This window comes from Pseudomonas sp. WS 5051 (assembly GCF_012985715.1).
Lineage (GTDB): Bacteria > Pseudomonadota > Gammaproteobacteria > Pseudomonadales > Pseudomonadaceae > Aquipseudomonas > Aquipseudomonas bubulae.
In genome coordinates this window covers 12662-33477 of sequence record NZ_JAAQWV010000004.1, presented here as the reverse complement: position 1 = coordinate 33477, position 20816 = coordinate 12662, and the positions used below count along the sequence as shown (strand labels likewise).

At 59.3% G+C, this 20816-nt stretch carries 24 protein-coding genes; 7 read left to right on the top strand and 17 right to left on the bottom strand.

Translation table 11 applies throughout. The features are described 5' to 3' along the window. The first annotated feature begins 99 nt into the window (after positions 1 to 99). A complete protein-coding gene (locus HBN79_RS07255; protein WP_095002680.1) occupies positions 100 to 996 on the top strand; it encodes a DMT family transporter in 897 nt (298 codons plus the stop codon). A gap of 93 nt (positions 997 to 1089) precedes the next feature. Here HBN79_RS07255 and HBN79_RS07250 read toward each other — a convergent pair whose 3' ends face one another. Together HBN79_RS07250 and cysK are read right to left on the bottom strand one after the other, a co-directional pair. Next, on the bottom strand, positions 1090 to 2028 hold the full coding sequence (locus tag HBN79_RS07250) for an aspartyl/asparaginyl beta-hydroxylase domain-containing protein (protein WP_088377780.1): 939 nt from the start codon (positions 2026 to 2028) through the stop codon (positions 1090 to 1092). 221 nt (positions 2029 to 2249) lie between these two features. Then, the gene (gene cysK / locus HBN79_RS07245) at positions 2250 to 3224 is read right to left on the bottom strand and encodes a cysteine synthase A (RefSeq protein ID WP_095002681.1); all 975 of its coding nucleotides are present in this window, start codon (positions 3222 to 3224) and stop codon (positions 2250 to 2252) included. A gap of 206 nt (positions 3225 to 3430) precedes the next feature. On the opposite strand from cysK, the gene HBN79_RS07240 reads away from it, so the two are divergent. Next, positions 3431 to 4276: a MoxR family ATPase gene (locus HBN79_RS07240; protein ID WP_095021285.1), complete on the top strand. Its 846-nt coding sequence runs from the start codon at positions 3431 to 3433 to the stop codon at positions 4274 to 4276. Between the two features lie 20 nt (positions 4277 to 4296). Next, the gene (locus HBN79_RS07235; protein ID WP_095002683.1) at positions 4297 to 5475 is read left to right on the top strand and encodes a VWA domain-containing protein; all 1179 of its coding nucleotides are present in this window, start codon (positions 4297 to 4299) and stop codon (positions 5473 to 5475) included. A 109-nt stretch (positions 5476 to 5584) separates the two neighbouring features. On the opposite strand, the gene HBN79_RS07230 is transcribed toward HBN79_RS07235, so the two are convergent. The 6 genes from HBN79_RS07230 to HBN79_RS07205 all read right to left on the bottom strand — a co-directional run bounded on the left by HBN79_RS07230 (position 5585) and on the right by HBN79_RS07205 (position 9957). After that, positions 5585 to 6505 carry a biotin-dependent carboxyltransferase family protein gene (locus tag HBN79_RS07230; protein ID WP_138738195.1) on the bottom strand — a complete coding sequence of 307 codons (921 nt, stop codon included), beginning with the start codon at positions 6503 to 6505 and terminating at the stop codon, positions 5585 to 5587. Next, a complete protein-coding gene (locus HBN79_RS07225; protein WP_095002685.1) occupies positions 6502 to 7206 on the bottom strand; it encodes an allophanate hydrolase subunit 1 in 705 nt (234 codons plus the stop codon). The genes HBN79_RS07230 and HBN79_RS07225 overlap by 4 nt, the downstream gene beginning before the upstream one ends. Continuing rightward, entirely contained in the window at positions 7203 to 7955 is a 753-nt protein-coding gene (locus tag HBN79_RS07220; protein WP_150629380.1) for a 5-oxoprolinase subunit PxpA, read from the bottom strand. Before HBN79_RS07220 ends, HBN79_RS07225 begins: the two co-directional genes overlap by 4 nt. 148 nt (positions 7956 to 8103) lie before the next feature. Next, entirely contained in the window at positions 8104 to 8637 is a 534-nt protein-coding gene (locus HBN79_RS07215) for a DUF2937 family protein (protein ID WP_095002687.1), read from the bottom strand. A 12-nt stretch (positions 8638 to 8649) separates the two neighbouring features. Then, positions 8650 to 9426, bottom strand: a complete 777-nt coding sequence (locus HBN79_RS07210) for a class II glutamine amidotransferase (RefSeq protein ID WP_095032028.1) — start codon at positions 9424 to 9426, stop codon at positions 8650 to 8652. 36 nt (positions 9427 to 9462) lie between these two features. Then, positions 9463 to 9957 carry an MFS transporter gene (locus tag HBN79_RS07205; protein WP_150629385.1) on the bottom strand — a complete coding sequence of 165 codons (495 nt, stop codon included), beginning with the start codon at positions 9955 to 9957 and terminating at the stop codon, positions 9463 to 9465. A 101-nt stretch (positions 9958 to 10058) separates the two neighbouring features. Here HBN79_RS07205 and HBN79_RS07200 point away from each other — a divergent pair, with 101 nt between their 5' ends. After that, on the top strand, positions 10059 to 12104 hold the full coding sequence (locus HBN79_RS07200; RefSeq protein ID WP_169916480.1) for a S9 family peptidase: 2046 nt from the start codon (positions 10059 to 10061) through the stop codon (positions 12102 to 12104). A 131-nt stretch (positions 12105 to 12235) separates the two neighbouring features. Here HBN79_RS07200 and HBN79_RS07195 read toward each other — a convergent pair whose 3' ends face one another. Continuing rightward, on the bottom strand, positions 12236 to 12529 hold the full coding sequence (locus tag HBN79_RS07195; protein WP_095026953.1) for a hypothetical protein: 294 nt from the start codon (positions 12527 to 12529) through the stop codon (positions 12236 to 12238). Between the two features lie 82 nt (positions 12530 to 12611). Here HBN79_RS07195 and HBN79_RS07190 point away from each other — a divergent pair, with 82 nt between their 5' ends. The 3 genes from HBN79_RS07190 to HBN79_RS07180 all read left to right on the top strand — a co-directional run bounded on the left by HBN79_RS07190 (position 12612) and on the right by HBN79_RS07180 (position 14391). Beyond that, the gene (locus HBN79_RS07190; RefSeq protein ID WP_095002691.1) at positions 12612 to 13298 is read left to right on the top strand and encodes a hypothetical protein; all 687 of its coding nucleotides are present in this window, start codon (positions 12612 to 12614) and stop codon (positions 13296 to 13298) included. A gap of 52 nt (positions 13299 to 13350) precedes the next feature. Further along, positions 13351 to 13725: a YajD family HNH nuclease gene (locus HBN79_RS07185; protein WP_016781673.1), complete on the top strand. Its 375-nt coding sequence runs from the start codon at positions 13351 to 13353 to the stop codon at positions 13723 to 13725. A 195-nt stretch (positions 13726 to 13920) separates the two neighbouring features. Continuing rightward, positions 13921 to 14391 carry an RNA methyltransferase gene (locus HBN79_RS07180; protein WP_169916479.1) on the top strand — a complete coding sequence of 157 codons (471 nt, stop codon included), beginning with the start codon at positions 13921 to 13923 and terminating at the stop codon, positions 14389 to 14391. Position 14392: 1 nt separating this feature from the next. Here HBN79_RS07180 and HBN79_RS07175 read toward each other — a convergent pair whose 3' ends face one another. The 8 genes from HBN79_RS07175 to HBN79_RS07140 form a co-directional block, all read right to left on the bottom strand. Further along, positions 14393 to 15442, bottom strand: a complete 1050-nt coding sequence (locus tag HBN79_RS07175) for an AI-2E family transporter (protein ID WP_095002692.1) — start codon at positions 15440 to 15442, stop codon at positions 14393 to 14395. A 74-nt stretch (positions 15443 to 15516) separates the two neighbouring features. After that, complete coding sequence (locus tag HBN79_RS07170) at positions 15517 to 16335, bottom strand: DUF4892 domain-containing protein (RefSeq protein ID WP_095002693.1); 819 nt, start codon at positions 16333 to 16335, stop codon at positions 15517 to 15519. A gap of 145 nt (positions 16336 to 16480) precedes the next feature. Continuing rightward, entirely contained in the window at positions 16481 to 17335 is an 855-nt protein-coding gene (locus HBN79_RS07165) for an alpha/beta fold hydrolase (protein ID WP_095018948.1), read from the bottom strand. 12 nt (positions 17336 to 17347) lie between these two features. Further along, positions 17348 to 18148 carry an alpha/beta hydrolase gene (locus tag HBN79_RS07160; protein ID WP_095021290.1) on the bottom strand — a complete coding sequence of 267 codons (801 nt, stop codon included), beginning with the start codon at positions 18146 to 18148 and terminating at the stop codon, positions 17348 to 17350. A 112-nt stretch (positions 18149 to 18260) separates the two neighbouring features. Then, on the bottom strand, positions 18261 to 18704 hold the full coding sequence (locus HBN79_RS07155) for a hotdog fold thioesterase (RefSeq protein WP_095002696.1): 444 nt from the start codon (positions 18702 to 18704) through the stop codon (positions 18261 to 18263). 125 nt (positions 18705 to 18829) lie between these two features. Then, entirely contained in the window at positions 18830 to 19279 is a 450-nt protein-coding gene (gene sixA, locus HBN79_RS07150) for a phosphohistidine phosphatase SixA (protein WP_095002697.1), read from the bottom strand. Then, positions 19276 to 19608 (bottom strand): DUF4389 domain-containing protein, encoded by a 333-nt coding sequence (locus HBN79_RS07145; RefSeq protein ID WP_095002698.1) that lies wholly within the window; start codon positions 19606 to 19608, stop codon positions 19276 to 19278. Before HBN79_RS07145 ends, sixA begins: the two co-directional genes overlap by 4 nt. A gap of 18 nt (positions 19609 to 19626) precedes the next feature. Further along, a complete protein-coding gene (locus HBN79_RS07140) occupies positions 19627 to 20652 on the bottom strand; it encodes an NAD(P)H-dependent glycerol-3-phosphate dehydrogenase (protein WP_095002699.1) in 1026 nt (341 codons plus the stop codon). Positions 20653 to 20816 lie beyond the last annotated feature (164 nt).

Genomic DNA, 20816 nt, shown 5'->3' with positions numbered 1-20816 from the left:
AGATTTGGACGCTCATGCACGAATCTGTAGGAATTAGCGCGTTGTCTTGTCCGCTGCATCCCCTACACTGCCCGCCTTGAAACTTGTAAGGAAAATCCCGTGAGACTTGTCGATTTGCTGCGCATGCTGTCGCTGGCAGGCATTTGGGGCGCCAGCTTTCTGTTTATGCGGATCATTGCACCGGTACTCGGGACCATCCCGACAGCTTTTTTCCGGGTTTCCATCGCAGCAACCGGTCTGGTAGTGATTCTGGCGCTGATGCGCGTGCGCTGGGATTTCGGCGGCAAACTCAAGGTAATCCTGATACTGGGGGTTATCAACTCCGGGGTACCGGCCACACTGTATTCGGTGGCGGCCCAGGTGTTGCCTGCCGGTTACTCATCGATTTTCAACGCCACCACACCGTTGATGGGCGTATTGATCGGCGGTCTGTTTTTCAGCGAAAAATTGACCCTGACCAAAATGGCCGGGGTGTTTCTGGGCTTGCTCGGTGTAGGCATTTTGACCCGTGCCGGGCCGGTTGCTTTCAATCTGGACTTGCTGATGGGCGCCCTCGCCTGTCTGCTGGCCACCACCTTTTATGGATTTGCCGGCTTTTTGGCACGCCGCTGGCTGGATCAGCAAGGCGGTCTCGACCCTCGTCTTTCGGCACTGGGCAGTATGCTCGGGGCTACTTTGTTCCTGCTGCCGCTGTTCGGGCTGAGTGTGATCAATCAGCCACCGGTCAGTTGGGGCGGGACGAGTGTCTGGTTATCGTTGCTGGGTCTGGGGCTGGTGTGTACGGCGTTTGCCTATATCCTGTACTTCCGCTTGCTGACCAGCATTGGCCCGGTCAAATCCATGACCGTGACCTTTATGATCCCGCCGTTTGGCGTGCTGTGGGGCGCGCTGTTTCTGGGCGAGCCGCTGTCGATGGCGCACCTGTACGGAGGTCTGCTGATCGCTGTGGCGCTGTGGCTGGTGCTCAAGCCCGGGGCAATGGCAGCGTCCAAATAATCACATGCCGTGGTGGGGTTTTGGCAGGCAATTGACATAAAAAAATCCAAAAAAAACCGCTCTCGAGAGAGCGGTTTTTTGTGTCTGATGCAATCAGCCAAACAACCAGCGCCACAGCAGTATCAGTACCAGCACCGCCAATATCGGCCGGGCGATACGATAAAGCTTGGGATTGCGGCGCTTCCACTGTTTGACCACGCCACTGAAACGGTCACTGAAGGTTTTGCTCCAGGCATAGGCCTTGTTGATCCCGCCAACGCGTTCGTCGTCCAGGTTCTGCGGCGCAGTCGCCTTACCCAGTTGCGCGCTGACCCAACGGTTGATACGGGTCATCAGCGGGCTGGTCAATGGCCGCTCGATATCGCAAAACAGAATGACGCGGGTGATATCGGTTTCGTTCTTGACCCAGTGCACGTAAGTCTCGTCGAACATCACGTCTTCACCATCACGCCAGGCGTATTCCTCGCCATCGACAAAGATGCGGCAAGCGTCGGAGTTGGGGGTCGACAGGCCCAGGTGATAACGCAGCGATCCGGCAAACGGGTCGCGGTGCGGGTTGAGGTGGCTACCGCCCGGCAACAGGGCAAACATCGCACCTTTGACGTTGGGGATGCTGTTGACCAATTCAACGGTTTTGGGGCACAGCAATTCAGCCGATGGCAGCGCCTTGTCGTACCACTTGAGGTAAAAGCGCTTCCAGCCCTTTTTGAAGAACGAACCGAAGCCTGCGTCGTTGTTCTTCTCGGCGGCGCGTATATAGCCCTCATCGAACAAGTGCATGGCTTCTTCGCGGATCGCTTGCCAGTTGTCCTTGAGCACATCCAGCTCGGGGAACTTGCTGCGGTCCAGGTACGGCTTGGACGGTACCCCGGAGAACAGGTACATCAGGGCGTTGTAGGGCGCAAAGAACGCGGAGTGGTTGACGAATTGGCGCAACACCGGCAACCGTGCCTTGCCGCGCAGGTGCACGTAAAGAATGCTGCCGACAAATAACAGTATGAGCCCTGCCTTGATGGCGAAGGATAAGGTCATGCAACAACTCCTCAAAAATACCGTGCAGCATCAATAGCCCGATGTAGCAGCAGGCCATGATAAACACTACAGGCGTAGGACAAAACCCACGAATCCAAATAATCAGTATTAAGTCTTACGCAACAGCAGGCTGATTATTCAGAAACTTGGGAATTAGCCACTTGATTTGAGTCAGTTGCACAAACTCTGCGGGGAACTGGCGCGCCACCCCCCGCACAATGTTACGGGTGCAATTCCTGCTCGCTGAACAGGTCGCTGAACAGGAAGCTCGACAGATAACGCTCGCCCGAATCGGGGAGGATCACGACGATGGTCTTGCCTTGCATTTCCGGGGTTTCCGCCAGGCGCACCGCCACGGCCATCGCGGCACCGCAGGAGATGCCGCACAAGATGCCCTCTTCCTGCATCAGGCGCAGGGCCATGGCCTTGGATTCGTCATCGCTGACCAGTTCGACCTTATCGACGATCGACAGATCAAGGTTTTTGGGGACGAAACCGGCACCGATGCCCTGGATCTTGTGCGGTGACGGCTTGATTTCTTCTCCGGCCAACGCCTGGGTGATCACCGGCGAGGTGATGGGCTCGACGGCCACCGACAGAATCGGCTTGCCCTGGGTGTGCTTGATGTAGCGTGAAACCCCGGTGATCGTGCCGCCGGTGCCGACGCCAGAAACCAGTACATCAACGCCGCCATCGGTGTCGTTCCAGATTTCCGGGCCGGTGGTTTTTTCGTGGATCGCGGGGTTGGCCGGGTTCTCAAACTGCTGCGGCATAAAATACCTGGCCGGGTCGCTGGCCTGAATTTCTGCGGCTTTGTCGATCGCGCCCTTCATGCCCTTGGCCGGCTCGGTCAAGACCAGCTCGGCACCCAGCGCCTTGAGTACCTTGCGCCGCTCGATGCTCATCGATGACGGCATGGTCAGCATCAATTTGTAACCACGCGCCGCTGCGACAAACGCCAGGCCGATCCCCGTGTTCCCCGACGTAGGCTCGATGATGGTCATGCCCGGCTTGAGTACGCCACGGCTTTCGGCATCCCAGATCATGTTGGCGCCAATCCGGCATTTAACTGAATAACCGGGGTTGCGGCCTTCGATCTTGGCCAGGATGGTCACGCCGCGCGGCGCAATGCTGTTGATCTGGACTAAAGGCGTGTTGCCGATGGATTGGGCGTTGTCTGCATAAATGCGGCTCATGGCGGGGTCCTTGTGCACCTTTTGGGAAGATCCCAAGGGTAGGCCTCACGCTGACATGCGTCCAGTCATGGCGTGACGCCTCATTCAGGGACTGAATGGCGCGTCTGCGTTCACCTCAGGCGGGCAGCGCGTTATAGTCGGACACACTTTTCAGTTCTCCCGCCCTGCCCCTTGCAGGACCCGGGTCATGGTTTGAGGAATTGCAGATGAAGTTTGAAGGCACACGCGCCTATGTGGCCACCGATGACCTGAAACTGGCGGTCAACGCGGCCATTACCCTGGAGCGGCCGCTGCTGGTCAAGGGCGAGCCCGGCACCGGTAAAACCATGCTTGCCGAGCAACTGGCTGAATCCTTTGGCTGCAAGCTGATCACCTGGCACATCAAGTCAACCACCAAGGCCCACCAGGGCCTCTATGAGTACGACGCAGTCAGTCGCCTGCGTGACTCGCAACTGGGTGTCGACAAGGTTCACGATGTGCGCAACTACCTTAAAAAGGGCAAGTTGTGGGAAGCCTTCGAGGCCGAAGAACGCGTCATCCTGCTGATCGACGAAATCGACAAGGCAGACATCGAGTTCCCCAATGACCTGCTGCAAGAACTCGACAAGATGGAGTTCTACGTTTACGAGACGGACGAGACGATCAAGGCCAAGGTGCGCCCGATCATCATCATTACCTCCAATAACGAAAAAGAACTGCCGGACGCCTTCCTGCGCCGCTGCTTCTTCCACTACATCAGTTTCCCGGACCGCACCACGCTGCAGAAAATCGTCGACGTGCACTTCCCCAACATCAAGAAAGAGCTGGTCAGCGAAGCGCTTGATGTGTTTTTCGATGTGCGCAAGGTCCCGGGCTTAAAGAAAAAACCTTCAACCTCCGAGCTGGTCGACTGGCTCAAGCTGCTGATGGCCGACAATATCGGCGAGGCGGTGTTGCGCGAACGTGATCCGACCAAAGCCATTCCGCCACTGGCCGGTGCCCTGGTGAAAAACGAGCAGGATGTGCAATTGCTTGAGCGCCTGGCGTTTATGAGCCGCCGCCCCAATCGCTGATTTCCGAGAAGGCGAAAAGCATGCTGCTTAATCTGTTCAATGAAATGCGTGCGGCCAAGGTGCCGGTTTCAGTGCGTGAGCTGCTGGACCTGATCAACGCCCTGAAAAACCGGGTGACCTTCGCCGATATGGACGAGTTCTATTATCTGGCCCGTACGATCCTGGTGAAGGACGAGCGCCATTTCGACAAGTTCGACCGCGCATTTGGCGCCTATTTCAATGGTCTGCAAAACCTCAATGAACACCTGGAGGCACTGATCCCCGAAGACTGGCTGCGCAAGGAGTTCGAACGCTCGCTGAGCGACGAAGATCGCGCCCAGCTGCAGTCACTGGGCGGGCTGGACAAGCTGATCGAGGCGTTCAAGCAGCGTCTGGAAGAGCAAAAGGAACGCCATGCCGGTGGCAACAAATGGATCGGCACCGGTGGCACCAGTCCGTTCGGCTCGGGCGGTTATCACCCCGAAGGCATCCGCGTGGGCGATGCTGGCGCACGTCAGGGCAAGGCGGCCAAGGTCTGGGAACAGCGCGAGTACAAGAACCTGGATGATCAGGTCGAGCTGGGCACGCGCAATATCAAGGTCGCGCTGCGTCGGCTACGTAAATTCGCCCGCCAGGGCGCAGCGGATGAGCTGGATATCGATGGCACCATCGACCACACCGCCCGCGATGCCGGGTTGCTGAATATTCAGATGCGCCCGGAGCGGCGCAACAATATCAAACTGCTGTTGCTGTTCGATATCGGCGGTTCGATGGACGCCCATATCAAAATTTGTGAAGAGCTGTTTTCCGCGTGCAGAACCGAGTTCAAACATCTGGAGTACTACTACTTTCACAACTTTATCTATGAATCGGTGTGGAAGAACAACCAGCGTCGTCAGGTTGAGCGCATCTCGACCCAGGACCTGCTGAACAAATATGGCGCGGATTACAAAGTGATCTTTATCGGTGACGCGACGATGGGGCCCTATGAGATCACCCATGCCGGGGGCAGTGTCGAGCACTGGAATGAAGAGCCGGGCTACAAGTGGATGCAGCGTTTTATGGAGAAATACAAAAAGCTGGTGTGGATTAACCCGTATCCCAAGGACACATGGCATTACACGGCTTCGATCGGGATCGTACGTGATCTGATCGAAGACCGCATGTATCCGCTCACCCTTGAAGGGCTGGAAGAAGGGATGCGGTTTTTGGCCAAATAATTCAGCGCGGTGAGTGTGGCAGCGGGCTTGCTCGCGATTGTTCGACGCGGTGTTCCTGCTTTACCGCGCCGCCTGAATCGCGAGCAAGCCCGCTCCCACATAAATGGCGCTAAGCCACAAACCGCCGCATAAACACCACATGCTGGCGTTGCGCCGCCTCCTGCGTGGTCGGACGCATATGCACGCCCTCCCCCGGCAAGCACTGGGCCAGTCGCGCCAGCGCCAAAGGCGTCAAGGCGCCAAGTCGCGGGTAACCGCCAATGGTCTGGCGGTCATTGAGCAGCACGATCGGCTGGCCATCCGGCGGCACTTGAATGGCGCCCAGCGGTATCCCTTCCGAGATCATCGGTGCGCCCTGATACACCAACGCAGGCCCCAGCAAACGGATGCCCATGCGATCGGCGCGAGTGTCCAGCGTCCAGGCGCTGTTGAAAGCATCGAAGGTACTTTGCCCGCTGAAAGCACCCATTTGCGCGCCCATTACCACGTCCAGCGCCGGATTGGCGCTGAATACCGGTTGCAGTTCGCACGACAACTCTCGCAATTGCCCGGCATGCCCGGCGTACGTCAATTCATCACCTGCCACCAGCCCGCGACCAAAACCATCCGGCCCACCGAGCTGCTCACGGGCGACAGTCGAGCAACTGCCCAGCACCTGCGGCGCGACAAACCCCGCGGGCGCTGCCAGATAAGCCCGGGCACCGCTCAGCGGCCGGGTAAATACAAGGGTCTGGCCTTGCTTCAGGACAAAACTGCGCCAGGGCTTGAGCGGCTGCCCGTCAATGGTGGCCGCCAGGTCCGCGCCCGCCAATGCCAGAGTGCAATCGGCCTTGGCAACAAGGGTCAGGCCGCCCAGGGTGATTTCAATCACCGCTGCATCCGGCGAATTGCCCAGCAGCCAGTTGGCCCAGGCCATCGACAGCCAGTCTGCGGCGCCGCCCTGGGTTACGCCCAAATGCCGCACGCCAAAACGCCCCGCGTCTTGCAGCAGGCACAATGGAGTGCTGGCCTGAATCAATAAGTGGCTCATGCCAAGGCCTCCTGAGGCGTATCGTCACCGCCCAGGCGGATAAATTCAGCATGGGACACGGGTGCAAACTGCACCCTGTCACCGGGTTGCATCAGGCTGTAGCCATCACGTTCGCGATCAAACAGCGCGCTCGGCGTACGCCCGACCAGGTTCCAGCCCCCCGGGGATTGCGCCGGGTAGGCTGCCGTCTGTCGCTCGGCAATGCCCACGCTGCCACTGGCCACACGCTTGCGCGGGGTATTCAGGCGTGGCGCGGCCAGAGCCTCTTCAACCAGCCCCATAAAGGCAAAACCCGGAGCAAAACCCAGGGCAAACACCTGGTATTCGTGTTCACTGTGCCGGCGAATCACTTCGCTTACCGAGCAGCCGGCGCGCTGGGCCAGCAACGTCAGTTCCGGGCCCACGCTCACGTCGTACCACACGGGCAGCACATGACACTGGCCAAGGTTGCGGGTTTCCGGGCGCAGGTCGGTCAAGGCCTGGGCGATCAATTCACGGGCCTGGGCCGGGGTCAGCGCCAGCCCGTCGTAATGCACCATCATTGTGGTGTAGGACGGCACCAGATCGATCAGATGCACCGCAAAGCAGGTGCGGATCCGCTCGCTGGCAGCCAGTATCCAGGGCATGTTGCTTTCGGCAATTTCATCAAACAGGCGCAGCATCAGGCAATCGATGGCGACCACTTCGATACGCGGCTTCATACCCGGGCCTGCTGCTCAAGGGCTTCTCGAATACGCTGCACGGCAGCAATCGAGCTAATGTTGTCGCCATGCACACACAGGGTATCAGCGTGCAAATGCAGGGCACTGCCGTCACTGGCAAGCAGGGCCTTGCCCGCTGCAATGGTCAGGGCCTGCTGCACGATGACATCCGCATCGTGGTGGACTGCCCCCGGTAGTTGTCGCGAGACCAGCCGCCCGGCATTGTCGTAGGCGCGGTCGGCAAAGGCTTCAAACCACAGTGTTACCCCAAACTCGTCGCCGATTGCCTGGGCGGCGCTGTTGTCGCGCGTGGCCATCAGCATGAGCGGCAAGCTGGAATCGTAAGCGGCCACAGCCTGAACCACTGCCCGCAGCTGTACCGGGTTGGCCATCATGTCGTTGTACATCGCGCCGTGGGGTTTGACATAGCTGACCTGCACACCCTGTGCGCGGCAAATACCGTCCAGTGCACCGATCTGATAATGCAGCAGATCCTGCACTTCCTGCGCCGAATAGCTCATGGATCGGCGCCCAAAGCCCGCCAGATCCTGATACGCCGGATGAGCACCGATCTTCACATTATGCGCCACAGCCAGGGCCACGGTTTTGCGCATGATGCCCGGGTCGCCGGCATGAAAGCCGCAGGCAATGTTGGCGCAATCGATAAACGGCATGACTTCGGCATCCAGGCCCATGGTCCAGCTGCCAAAACTCTCACCAATGTCACAATTCAATAACAGGCGGCTCACGATGATGCTCCTGTGGTCTTTTTATAGATTAGGTAGGAGCATTTTTCGACAGGCGCGGGCCATTCGTCCAACTAATAAAAGCCGGGCTCGGGCATAAGAAAAATTTGATTGCTTAACATTTCTTGTGAAAGGGGATATTCCCCCGGGGTCAGTAGCTGCGCTCGCGGCGGGCAATGCGCTCACGCTGGCGTTTGCCGCCGAGCACGACCCAGTCCACCAGCCGCAGGAAACCTTCGATAATGAAGGAGAACAGCAAGGCACCCGCCATCGCCCAACCAATGGCGCTCGGCGACAACAACACCTGGTAGGTGTAGGCGTTCAGGGTTTCTTCGCGAATGGCCGGATCAGCCGCATAGGCCACTTGCAGGGCGCGCATGTACCACGGGCCCTGCATGGCCTGGAACTGCTCATCAAGCAGGCGTTGACGGTTGAGCAAGGTGCCGAGGCTGCCGGCATCACTGCGAAAAACCGGGTCATCGCTGGCCTGGTAATGGGCCACCAGCGCTTGCAGATCACCCTTGAAAAACTGGTTGGCGGTGTTCTGGAACCCCGCCAACCCGGTCTGGGCCTCGATCAGATGAGCTTCAACACGGTTGGCGTAATCATTGATAAACCCCGGCACTTGCACACCGATCAGCAGGCCAAGGGTAAACAATACCAACCGCAGGTAGCTCAGGAACATACACACCCATCCTTATTCGGTTATGCCCTGGCTGACGCATTCACCGCGTCGCCACAGACTCCATTGGCCCGGTTCGTAGCGTGTCCAGGTTTCGTTTTCAGTCAGTGGCTCGGTGGCAATCACGGTGACTACATCGTTGGGCGTGGTCTCTGCCTGAAAATCGACGATAACATCGACATCTTTCAGGCGCGCCGGGCCAAACGGGGCTCGCCGGGTAATTTGCGCCAGCTTGGTCGAGCAATAGCAGAAAAGCCAGTCGCCATCACTGAGCAGGCAATTGAACACACCTTTGCTGCGAAACCCGGCGCACGCCTCGACCAGCACCGGCAGGATACGTTCGACGTCGACCTGCTCCGGGAAGGCTTCACGAACCCGGTTGAGCAGGTCACAGAACGCCGCTTCACTGTCGGTATCACCAATAGGGCGGTAAAAACTCGTACTCGGAGAAAAGTCGGCCAACTGGCCATTGTGCGCAAAACACCAGTTGCGTCCCCACAGCTCGCGAACAAACGGGTGGGTATTGGACAGGCACACCTTGCCCACGTTGGCCTGGCGGATATGGCCAATCACCACTTCGCTTTTGATCGGGTAACGCTGCACCAGCAGGGCAACTTCAGAGTCGCAACTGGCGGCAGGGTCCTGGAACAGGCGCAGGCCACGACCTTCGTAGAAGGCAATGCCCCAGCCATCACGATGCGGGCCGGTGCGCCCGCCGCGCTGCATCAGGCCGGTAAAGCTGAACACAATATCAGTCGGGACGTTGGCGCTCATGCCCAATAATTCACACACGCTCGCACTCTCGCATTCAGGCTGGACGAAACAAAATTACAACCGCGGCTCGACCCGGGATGGGCCCGATGCACGCGGCGCACTCTTTGGCGCATAACGATCATCACCAGCCGAACCGAAAGGCTGGTCGTCTTCAGGATCGGCCTGGCGAGCTTTGGCGGCCGCTGCAGCCTGCGCCTTGCGGGCCTTGCCGGCGCGCTCGATCGGCCAGCGGATCAGCACAAATATAGCGTAAACGCACAGTGCAATTATGGCGTACATCAGCAGGTCAGAGACCGCGCGCCAGGCGTTGTCGCCCACTTTAAAGGCCAGATCCAGAGCAGCAATCGCCACTGCAGGGGCAAATTTTTCCTTGACCGGGTCAATGATGGTCGGGCTGAACAGCAACACGGCCATCAATACACGCAGCGGTTCGCGCAACCAGCGCCACATAAAGCGGGTCAGGCGGCACCATACGAGCAGGCAGCCCAAAGCAGCAAAGGCGTAAAGGCCCCAGGCGATCAGATAGTCGTTCTCGGTCATGGTATCCATGGTCGGCAGGCAATGAGAGGCTATGATAACGGCTTTTAGGCAGTGCGGCTGCAACGCCGTCAGCGTCACTTATTTTTCATGCAGATTTCAGAGCACACTCAATGACCCAATCAGCCTCCCCAATCAGCGCTCCTATCGCACATAAGATCGAGGGCTCAGACCCTTACTCGTGGCTGCAAAACCGCGACAGTGACGAGGTTTTGGACTACCTGAAAGCCGAAAACAGTTATCAGGAGGCGCAGTTGGCCGACCAGGCTGAATTGCGGGAGACGCTGTTTCAAGAGATCAAGGGACGGATTCGCGAGACTGATCTGTCGCTGCCCTCCCCCTGGGGCCCGTATCTGTATTACACGCGCACCAACGCCGGCGATGAATACGCCCGCCACTACCGTTGCCCGCGCCCGGCCGATGACAGCCAGCAGGTGGACGAGAACGCCGAACATTTGTTGCTGGACCCCAATGCATTGGCCGATGGTGGCTTTATTTCTCTGGGGGCGTTCAGTATCAGCCCCGATCACCAGCGCCTGGCCTACAGCCTGGACACCAGCGGCGAAGAAACCTACCGCCTGTTTGTAAAAGAGCTGGGCAGCGGTACGGTCACCGAGCTGCCGTTTGAAGACTGCGATGGCAGCATGACTTGGGCGAATGACAGCCAGACCCTGTTTTTCGCCGGGCTGGACGACACCCATCGTCCGCACAAGTTGTTTCGCCACACCCTCGGCGAAACAGCTGCCCATGAAGTATTCCATGAAGCGGACGGGAGGTTTTTCCTGCACTGCTACCGCTCTAGTTCTGAACAGCAACTGATTTTGTTGCTTAACAGTAAAACCACCAGCGAAACCTGGGTGCTGGACGCCAACCTGCCGCGCCAGCCCTTCAGCTGTCTGGCACTACGGGTTGAAAACCACGACTACAGCGTCGATCACGGCCTGTTTGAAGGCCAGTGGGCGTGGTTTATCCGCACCAATCAGGACGGCATCAACTTTGCCCTGTATTACGCCTTCGGCGAGGTGCCGTCACGCAATGACTGGCAGCCACTGATTGCCCATAGTGACAGCGTGATGCTGGAAGGCATGACCCTCAACGCCCAAGCCTTGTGCCTGAGCCTGCGCGAGGGCGGCTTGCCCATTATCGAAATCCGCCCCGACGGCCTGACGCCATATCGCGTGCAATTGCCGGACGCGGCCTACAGCCTGTATGTGCAAGACAGCCTGGAATTTGACAGCAAGTACATTCGCCTTCGCTACGAGGCGCTGAATCGCCCGGCACAAGTGCGCCAGTTGACCCTTGCCACAGGCGAGCAAAGCGTTCTCAAGGAAACCCCTGTGCTGGGGCCATTCAACGCCGATGATTACGTCAGCCATCGTTTATGGGCCACCGCCCCCGATGGTACTCAGGTGCCGATCAGCCTGGTGGTCAAACGCGATGTGCTGGGCAAACCTGTGCCGCTCTACCTGTATGGCTACGGGGCCTATGGCGAATGCCTTGACCCGTGGTTTTCCCATGCCCGTCTAAGCCTGCTTGATCGTGGCGTGGCCTTTGCCATTGCCCATGTGCGTGGCGGCGGCGAGCTGGGCGAGGCCTGGTATCGCGCGGGCAAGCAGGAACACAAACACAACACCTTCACCGACTTTATCGCCTGCGCCGAACACCTGATCGACCAAGGGCTGACCCGCAGCGAACAACTGGTCATCAGTGGCGGCAGCGCCGGTGGCCTGTTGATCGGTGCCGTACTCAATCAGCGCCCGGAACTGTTCAAGGCAGCGATTGCCGAAGTGCCGTTTGTGGATGTGCTCAACACCATGCTCGACCCGGAACTGCCGCTGACCGTCACCGAATACGACGAATGGGGCAACCCGCAAGACCCCGAGATCTATGAACGGATCAAGGCTTACGCGCCCTATGAAAACGTTACCGCGCAGGCTTACCCGGCAATGCTGGTGATTGCCGGGTACAACGACAGTCGCGTGCAGTACTGGGAAGCGGCCAAATGGGTGGCCAAGCTGCGCGCCAGCAAGACCGACAACAACCTGCTGTTGCTCAAGACTGAACTGGAGGCGGGCCATGGCGGCATGAGCGGGCGTTATCAGGGCTTGCGCGACGTGGCGCTGGAATATGCATTTGTGTTCAAGGTGCTGGGGATTTGACAGCCCCGCCGATCACACCCCTCTTCAACCGTTAGAGATACTGTAACCGTGGGAGCGAGCCTGCTCGCGAAGATCGTTCCCGAGCAGGCTCGCTCCCGCAAAGGCAAAGCATCAGCTCGGTGGATGCACGGTCAATCCTGTGGGCTTTTGCCCTTCGGGTCTTTAAGCTCCAGCCCCGGCAGTGGCTGATCCTTGGGCGGCTGCGGCAGGTCGATCGGTGGCAGCGGTATCAGGCTGCCACTACCGGCCACAGGCTTGGGCACGGCGCGCGGGGTGATTTGCGGGTACGGGGTTGGCGTGGCGGTGCCCGGCGAACCCGGCGCGGCTGTCACGGGGGTAATCGGTACCGTGGTCAATTCCGCTGCCTGGGCCGCACTTATCAAGAGCGCGCACCCTGCAATGGCCGTTAGAATAGTGCGTTTCATCAATCACTCCGTTGCCAGACCGGCTTGTCTGCCCTCAGGCTACTCGTAACCTGCGGTTTTTGCCCCCCTCAATGAGATTTCCATGAAACGTTTTGTTTTGCTCGACACCACTCCGATCCCCGAAAACGGCGGTGCCTTGTGCCTGTTCGAGTATGGCGAAGACTTCGTGATCAAGATTCAGGGTGGTGATGGCGGCCAGCTGATGAACACCCGCATGCACGGCTCCGAAGACGCACTGGCCGAAATACCTTGCCGCAAAGTCGCAGGACGCCAGCAATCGCGGGTACTGATCGGCGGGCTGGGCATGGGCTTTACCCTGGCTTCAGCACTCAAACATCTGGGTAAAACGGCTGAAGTGGTGGTTGCCGAGCTGGTACCCGGCGTTGTGGAATGGAACCGCGGCCCGCTTGGCGAAAAATCGGGCAACCCGTTGCAAGACCCACGCACCGTGATTCGCATGGAAGACGTAGCCAAGGTGCTGCAAGCCGAACCCAACGGTTTTGACGCAATCATGCTCGACGTCGACAACGGCCCCGAAGGCCTGACCCAAAAAGCCAATAGCTGGCTGTATTCGGCCGGCGGCCTGAGTGCCTGCGCCAAGGCCTTGCGCCCCAAAGGCATACTGGCGGTATGGTCTGCCAGTGCCGACAAACAATTTTCGGACAAACTGCGCAAAGCCGGTTTCAAGGCTGAGGAAGTCCAGGTGTTTGCCCACGGCAACAAGGGCACCCGACACACCATCTGGATTGCAGAAAAAATCAAAGGCTGATCAACAGCTAAACTTAACGACATAACCGTCATTAGTCTTACAAGGTGAACCCATGAGTTCGGCGAATCCACCCTCCCACACCGCCAAGCTGGACCGTATCCTGGCCGATGCCCAGCGTGACCGCGAAATGGGCTATCGCGACAAGGCCCTGAAAATGTACCCCCACGTGTGCGGCCGCTGCGCCCGTGAATTTGCCGGCAAGCGCCTGAGCGAGCTGACCGTTCACCACCGCGACCACAACCACGACAACAACCCGCAGGACGGCTCCAACTGGGAGCTGTTGTGCCTGTACTGCCATGATAACGAACACTCGCGCTACACCGACCAGCAGTATTTTTCGGACAGTTCCACCAGCAGCCCGAAAATTGCCAAGGCCACCCACAACCCGTTCGCCGCGCTGGCCGGGCTGATGAAAAAAGACGAGTAGCCTGTTTTCGTTGCAACTGCCGAAACTGCGTCCGATTGCGCAGCGATCGTAAAACCAGAGCCCGCGACTTCACGAGCAGACCGTAAGGCTCGGGCTTTACGACGACTCCGTCGCCGGACGCAGCCTGCGGCAGCTGCTACGGAGTTTGGGACAACACAGGTATACTCGCGTCTTTTTTCGCAAGGGCTCGGGCACGTGGCAAACAAACGGTACAGCTGCATTGGTTTGTATAACCCCAAATCACCGGAAAACGTCGGCTCGGTGATGCGTGCGGCTGGTTGCTACAACGTGGCGTCGGTGTTTTATACCGGCAAGCGCTATGAACGCGCCCGCGACTTCGTCACCGATACCAAGAAAGTCCATCAGGATATCCCGCTGATCGGTATCGATGACCTGAAAAAAATCATCCCCCTGGGCTGTATCCCCGTCGCCGTAGAAATGGTCGAGGGCGCGCGCCCATTGCCCGAGTACACCCACCCGGATCGGGCGATTTATATCTTTGGCCCGGAAGACGGATCCCTCGGCAAGGATGTGCTGGAATGGTGTGAGGACGTGATTTACATCCCCACCACCGGCTGCATGAACCTGGCTGCAACAGTCAACGTGGTGCTCTACGACCGCTTGGCCAAGGGCAACAATACCCGTTCCGGGCCCAAGTTCGGCTAGGTCAGACCTTGCCTCTGTTCTGCTGGCTGGCACTCCAGTCCACCAGCAGGCTGTAGGCGATGGCGAGCAAGGTGGGGCCGATGAACAGGCCGATAAAGCCGAAAGCTATCAAGCCGCCAAACACGCCCAGCAGCACGATCACCAGTGGCAGGTTGCCGCCCCGACTGATCAGATAAGGCTTGAGCACGTTATCGACACCGCTGATGATCAGCGTGCCCCAGATGCCGAGAAAGATCGCCATCCCGTAGTCACCCTTCCAGACCAGCCAGGCCGTGGCAGGCACCCAGATCAGCGGCGGCCCCATCGGAATCAGGCTGAGCAGGAACGTAGCCAGCCCAAGCACCAGCGCCCCCGGCACGCCGGCAATCAAGAAGCCGATCAATGCCAGCAATGCCTGCGCCGCTGCGGTGCCGATCACACCGTTGACCACGCGCTGCACGGTACCGGCCACCAGCTCCTGATAATAATCCGCGCGCTCACCAATCAGGCGCTCCAGCAGCCCGTGGACAAAACTCGCCAGGCGCGGCCCGTCACGATAGAAAAAAAACACAAAAACAATGCTCAGTGTCAGTTCCAGAATACCGCTGCCGATCTGTGCACTGCGCGCCAGCAACCAGTTACCGACCTGCCCCAGGTAAGGCTTGATGGCCACCAGCATTGCCGCACCCTGCTCGTCGATGGTGTTCCAGATGCCCACCAGACGCTCCCCCACCAGCGGCAGACCGGCCAGCCAGGCCGGCGCTTCAGGCAAACCTTCAAGCTGCACATCCTTGACGAAGGTGGTGGCATCGCGAACATGATCTGCCAGGTTCAACCCCAGCCACACCAGAGGCCCGGCCACCAACAGCATCCAGCCCAGGGTAAGGATGCCGGCAGCGAGCGACTCGCGCCCACCGAGCAAGCGTGTCAGCAGGCGCATCAGGGGCCAGCTGGCAAATGCCAGTACCGCGCCCCAGAACAAGGCCGACCAGAAAGGGGCCATCACCCACAGGCTGGCACCGAACAACACCAGGAGCAGAATCTGCACCAGCAGGCGATCGTTATTGAGCATGTGTGTTCCACAGAAAATTCAGAAATCAAAGAAGGACGACGACTACGTAGAGTGTAGTCGTCGTTTACACAGGCTTAACGCAACAGTTCGATGCGCAACCCTTTGGCCTGACCGTCACCCAGTTCCAGGCGCGACGCCCGTACACCGTTAGCGATCAGCGCATCGCGCCAGGCGCCAGCCTTGGCACCGGTTAAACTGACCCTGGAGGTTGCATCCAGGTTCAATGCCCTTGAAATTAACGTCAGCCACTGAGTGTCCGGGTCGCCCGCAAGCTTGGGAAAATCCAGCTCGCCCGTGCTTTTAAGCTGGCGTTGCAGGGTGGCCGAGGTAGGCAACAGTTCTCCCAGGTCGGCACTCGCCTGCATCTGCTCAACGTGCAGATAGGCCTTGCGATTGCCCCGATTGATCCCGTACAGGGCAACCAGCTGGTTCTGAGCGGGGGCCGCACGGCGCAGCAGCAAGTAAGACTGCTGCTCGTCGGAGCCCACCAGCTTGGAATTGCCGAACACTTCATTGGCCCACAGGCTGCTTTCGCCACAGTCACGAGCCTGACACCAGAACAACAACTCGGCGCCCTGCTTTTGCAACGCCTCGCGTGCAGCGGTAAAGGCTTCGGTGGCCGAGTGCTCGGCAGGCAGCTCGTAGGTGACGGCCGTTATCTGACCACGGGCATTGACCTGCCCTTCAAATCGCAGGCGGCCGCTGATCTTGCGGATCGAGCCCATCGGGTAGATACGTTCGACATCGGGCCGCACGCTGTAATCGACAATCTGCGCGTCCGCGAGGCGCGGCACATCCGGCAAATCACTGCTGCCGGGCACATCGCTGGCCCAAAGTAACGGGCTCAAACAGCCCAGGCCCAGAGCCAGGATAAATCGGCTGGGTATTTTCATCGGCGCACATCACCGGGTGATGACGTGTGGCTGAGCATCCTCACGATAGAGACCGGGTGGCCTTTCGGGGTCGCAGCGGTGTACAGATCTATCATGGTTGTCTCCCATTTCAACCCGCCAAGCCTCGACAGTTGCTAGCCGCAAGTCAAGGAACAGCGAAGAAGCGATTGAAACAGTCTGCAACAAGGATCGCTCCCGCCTCGTCATTCAGGTGCAAATGATGGCCACCCGGCAACCGCTCCAGGTTGAAGGGTAGCCGATCCAGTAGCTCGGGGTGGCTGGCCAGCATGCCCTGCTGCGCCACCACCAGGGTGGTCGGGCAACTCACCCGTCGTACAAAGGACATCGCCTGCTCGTCACTCAGGCGCAAGGGCGATGGCAAGGTGAGCCGGCTGTCGCTGCGCCAGCTGTAGCCGCCGGGCACGGGCATCAGCCCGCGCTGGGCGAGCAGCTCGGCGGCCTCGCGGCTGACGGCTACCAGGCCTTTCATCCGCGCTTCGACAGCCCGGTCGAGTGTCGGATGCACCGACTTGCGCTTGTGCTCCAGATCGAGCTGCGCCTGCAGAGCCTGGCCCATGCGCTCGGCGGCATCACCCTCGGGGCCGCTGCGCGCGACAATGCCATCAATCAGCCCCATGCGGGTCACGCGCTCCGGGAACGAACCGGCAATGACCACAGACACAATGGCACCCAGTGAGTGCCCAAGCAGAGCAAAGCGCTCCCAGCCCAGTTGCTCGGCCACGCACAGCACATCAAAGGCATAGTCCGCCAGCGCATAGCCGGCGCCACGGGGACGGTGATCGGAATGGCCATGCCCGGCAAAATCCAGGGCCACGATACGCAAGCCCGTCAGCTTTGGCGCCAGCCGGGCAAAGCTGTTGGCGTTATCCAGCCAGCCATGCAGGGCGATAACAGGCAAGCCATCCTCGGGGCCGAATATATGTGCAGCCAGCTCGATATGCGGCAGGCTCAGACGAATTTCTTCAACCACAGGGCTCATGCGAAATGCTCGTTAAAGGCCGGGATGACGGAGTTCCCAGCGGGCAAAAATCTGTTTCAGCAGGCTGGCGGTATCCTGCGGCTGCTCAAGCGGGAACATGTGCCCGCCCGGCACGCTCAACGCCTCGCCGTTGGGCATGCGCGCCACCGCCCTGGCATGATGGTTCATGACCACGCGGCTGTCGCGACCACGCACCACGGTCAGCGGCACCTGCAGCTTGAAGGCCTGCCCGGGGCTGGTATGCGGAACGCTGCGATAGATATCGATTTCGGTGGCAGGGTCAAAGCGCAACCGCAAACACTCATCCACAGGTTGCAAGCCGTGCTCCAGATAGGCCTCGAAGCAATCGGGGTCAAAGCTGCGAAACAGTGATTTGCCGGCAAAGTAAGCGCGTGCCGCTTCACGGTCGGGAAACTCTTCACGCCGCCCCAGCGTGCGACCGGCGGGGGTCAGGCGATCAATCAGGCCAAAGCGCTTGGCCGCGCGAATCACCCATTGATCAGTGCGCGTCAACACCGGCGAATCCAGCATGACGACGCCCCGGTAAAGCTGCGGGCAGCGGATTGCGGCATGCAAATGCAACATCCCGCCCAGCGAGTGACCCACGCCCAGTACGGGCCCGGCTTGCTGGCGCAGATGATATATCAGCTCATCGACCAGGTTATGCCAGTTGTTGTCCACCGGGTAACGCGGGTCATGCCCGTGCTGTGACAAATGCGTCACGCAAAAATCCGGCGCCAGGGCATTGAACAACTTCCCGTACGTGGCTGAAGGGAAGCCGTTGGCATGGGCGAAAAAAATCTGCCGAGACATACAAGGCATCCAGATGTAGGAAGAATGCCGTATTGTCTGCAGGAATATTCTTCATATCAATGACCGTATGCGCCATGAGTGACGACACTACGGCCATTGACTGACCGTTTGATCACCGCGCTGGGGGTGTTTCACCCAGGGGCACAACGGCGATGGTCAGGCGCGAGATGCAGTTTATTTTACCGCTGTCGTCGCTCAGGCGGATATCCCACACATGGGTGGTGCGACCGATATGGACCGGGCGTGCGATTGCACTCACCCGGCCGCTGCGCACGCCACGCAAGTGGTTGGCATTGACCTCAAGGCCCACACAATAGAATTTTTGCGTATCGATGCACATGTAGCTGGCCATCGAGCCGAGTGTTTCTGCCAGCACCACCGACGCACCGCCATGCAGCAAGCCGAAGGGCTGGTGGGTACGATGGTCCACTACCATGCTTGCGGTGATGGAGTTGTCGTCAAACGCATCGAACGTGATGTCCAGCACATCGCAAATGGTGTTTTTGCGCATTTCATTGAGGCGTGCCAGATCTGGCTGGGTCGTCCACAAGCTCATGTGGTCATTCCTTGGTCAGTGAGTGTTGGTGACGGAGCCACTGGCCCTCGACGCAAGCGTCAAATGCCATTAACCCGCCTCCAACTATCTTGCACTACGACCGTACTGTGCAACCGCTGCAATGCTCAGGGGTGATATGCGCTGAGCAATGTCATGCTGCCCGCCAGCGGCCACTCACCTTCAAGCTCCACCAGGCTGGCCGTGTGCATGGGCTGCGGTTGCCGCATGTGCCCGTGCAGCATCAGGCTGATCAATTCACCTACAAACGGCTGATGACTGACCAACAGCACATTGCCGCTGTCCGGCAGTTTGCCGAGCGCATACTTGGGTTCGCTTTCGGGCGTCAGCCAGGGCACGGTGACGGGTGGCGATGAAAAGCCCAGGGCCTGGCAAACCAACGCGGCGGTTTGCTGGGCGCGCACATAAGGACTGACCAGAATGCAGTCCAGCGGCTGGCCAATCAAATGAGCGGCGCTGCCCAGCACCTGCTCACGCCCGTGGGGGGTCAGCTCACGCTCGGCATCACGGCGGGCATGGGGCTCGGCTTCGCCATGACGCAGAATCCAGACTTTCATGGCTTGGTCCCTTCACCATTGGCGCCTGGCGTGTAGGGCGCTTCGCCTTCAGGTGCCCGCGGCACTGGCCAGTCGGCGAACGGCCAGGGTTTTTGTTCGGTGTGAAAACTGCCGAAACGACCGATCTGCGCCAGGTAAAGGCTCAGGCTGTCACCAAAGTTCATCAAGCCGCCATTGGGCGCACCGTAGACCACACGGTAAATCAACTGCACCAGCACCAGCCCGCCAAGAACCAGTTGTGCCACCTGCCAGACCAGCAGGAAAACCAGCATCCACAGCACGCGCAAAACAAGCGACTCGTACTTGGGTGCGTTTTTAGTGTCGTTCATGTGCTGCTCCTGTGGTGCTCAGTTAAAACCGCTGGTGGAGATAAAGTCGACATCGGTCTTGGGCTCGCCACGCATCAATTGCCCGATCACCTGCTCCAGGGTGTAGCCCTCGAACAGGATTGCGTGCAACCCGGCAACCAATGGCATGTAAACGTTCAGTTCCTGCGCCTTGGCCTTGAGTACCTTAAGGGTATTCACGCCTTCGGCCACTTCACCCAGGCGGGTAACGGCATCTTCAAGGCTCAGCCCCTGCCCCAGGGCAAAGCCGACCTGATAGTTGCGGCTTTTAGGCGATGAGCAGGTAACGATCAAGTCGCCTACTCCTGCCAGCCCGAGAAAGGTCATGGGGTTGGCGCCCTGGCTGACGGCGAAGCGAGTCATTTCTGCCAAGGCACGGGTAATCAGCATGCTTTTGGTGTTCTCGCCCATACCCAGCGCCACGGCCATGCCGGCGATGATCGCGTAAACGTTTTTCAGGGCCCCGCCCAGCTCCACGCCAAAGCGGTCGGCACTGGCGTAGACACGGAACGTGCGGCCATGCAGTGCAGCCTGCACGCGGGTGCAGAGTTCTTCGTCGGCACTGGCGACCACGGTGGCAGTCAGCGCATGTTCGGCCACCTCGCGGGCGAGGTTGGGCCCGGACAGCACACCGATGCGTGCCTGCGGGGCGATTTCTTCAAGGATCTCGCTCATCAGCTTGAAGCTGTGGGCTTCAATCCCCTTGGTCAGGCTGACCAGCATCTTGCCGCTCAGGCGCCCGGCATGCTCCGCCAGCACACTGCGCAAGGCGCTGGACGGCAAAGCCACGAAGCACAACTGACAGGCATCGAGTGTAGCCTGCAAGTCAGTGACCGGCTCGACCCCGGGATGAATCTTGATCCCTTTAAGGTAACGAGGGTTTTCACGGTTGAGGCGAATGGCCTCGGCTTGCTCGGGGTCGCGCATCCACTGATGCACTCGATGACCGTTTTCTGCCAGCAAGTTGGCCACGGCGGTGCCAAAGCTTCCGCCTCCCAAGACCGCAATAGCGTGCTGTTCAGTCATATGCAATCCCGTTATCCATCTAGCAGTGGCAATGACGGCATTATACGGAGCACATCCCCCGCGACCAGCCCCACAGCATATAGATGGCCATGACTGAAAAAGAACAGGACCTCGGTTACCATGCGGTTCCGGTACTCACACCCAGAGGCAGCATTGCTGCACTT

Excerpts from the sequence above, each read along its gene's own strand:
- HBN79_RS07250 (WP_088377780.1), bottom strand. The coding sequence starts at position 2,028 with ATGACCTTATCCTTCGCCATCAAGGCAGGGCTCATACTGTTATTTGTC.
- cysK (WP_095002681.1), bottom strand. The coding sequence starts at position 3,224 with ATGAGCCGCATTTATGCAGACAACGCCCAATCCATCGGCAACACGCCT.
- HBN79_RS07240 (WP_095021285.1), top strand. The coding sequence starts at position 3,431 with ATGAAGTTTGAAGGCACACGCGCCTATGTGGCCACCGATGACCTGAAA.
- HBN79_RS07235 (WP_095002683.1), top strand. The coding sequence starts at position 4,297 with ATGCTGCTTAATCTGTTCAATGAAATGCGTGCGGCCAAGGTGCCGGTT.
- HBN79_RS07230 (WP_138738195.1), bottom strand. The coding sequence starts at position 6,505 with ATGAGCCACTTATTGATTCAGGCCAGCACTCCATTGTGCCTGCTGCAA.
- HBN79_RS07225 (WP_095002685.1), bottom strand. The coding sequence starts at position 7,206 with ATGAAGCCGCGTATCGAAGTGGTCGCCATCGATTGCCTGATGCTGCGC.
- HBN79_RS07215 (WP_095002687.1), bottom strand. The coding sequence starts at position 8,637 with ATGTTCCTGAGCTACCTGCGGTTGGTATTGTTTACCCTTGGCCTGCTG.
- HBN79_RS07205 (WP_150629385.1), bottom strand. The coding sequence starts at position 9,957 with ATGGATACCATGACCGAGAACGACTATCTGATCGCCTGGGGCCTTTAC.
- HBN79_RS07200 (WP_169916480.1), top strand. The coding sequence starts at position 10,059 with ATGACCCAATCAGCCTCCCCAATCAGCGCTCCTATCGCACATAAGATC.
- HBN79_RS07195 (WP_095026953.1), bottom strand. The coding sequence starts at position 12,529 with ATGAAACGCACTATTCTAACGGCCATTGCAGGGTGCGCGCTCTTGATA.
- HBN79_RS07190 (WP_095002691.1), top strand. The coding sequence starts at position 12,612 with ATGAAACGTTTTGTTTTGCTCGACACCACTCCGATCCCCGAAAACGGC.
- HBN79_RS07185 (WP_016781673.1), top strand. The coding sequence starts at position 13,351 with ATGAGTTCGGCGAATCCACCCTCCCACACCGCCAAGCTGGACCGTATC.
- HBN79_RS07175 (WP_095002692.1), bottom strand. The coding sequence starts at position 15,442 with ATGCTCAATAACGATCGCCTGCTGGTGCAGATTCTGCTCCTGGTGTTG.
- HBN79_RS07170 (WP_095002693.1), bottom strand. The coding sequence starts at position 16,335 with ATGAAAATACCCAGCCGATTTATCCTGGCTCTGGGCCTGGGCTGTTTG.
- HBN79_RS07165 (WP_095018948.1), bottom strand. The coding sequence starts at position 17,335 with ATGAGCCCTGTGGTTGAAGAAATTCGTCTGAGCCTGCCGCATATCGAG.
- HBN79_RS07160 (WP_095021290.1), bottom strand. The coding sequence starts at position 18,148 with ATGTCTCGGCAGATTTTTTTCGCCCATGCCAACGGCTTCCCTTCAGCC.
- HBN79_RS07155 (WP_095002696.1), bottom strand. The coding sequence starts at position 18,704 with ATGAGCTTGTGGACGACCCAGCCAGATCTGGCACGCCTCAATGAAATG.
- sixA (WP_095002697.1), bottom strand. The coding sequence starts at position 19,279 with ATGAAAGTCTGGATTCTGCGTCATGGCGAAGCCGAGCCCCATGCCCGC.
- HBN79_RS07145 (WP_095002698.1), bottom strand. The coding sequence starts at position 19,608 with ATGAACGACACTAAAAACGCACCCAAGTACGAGTCGCTTGTTTTGCGC.
- HBN79_RS07140 (WP_095002699.1), bottom strand. The coding sequence starts at position 20,652 with ATGACTGAACAGCACGCTATTGCGGTCTTGGGAGGCGGAAGCTTTGGC.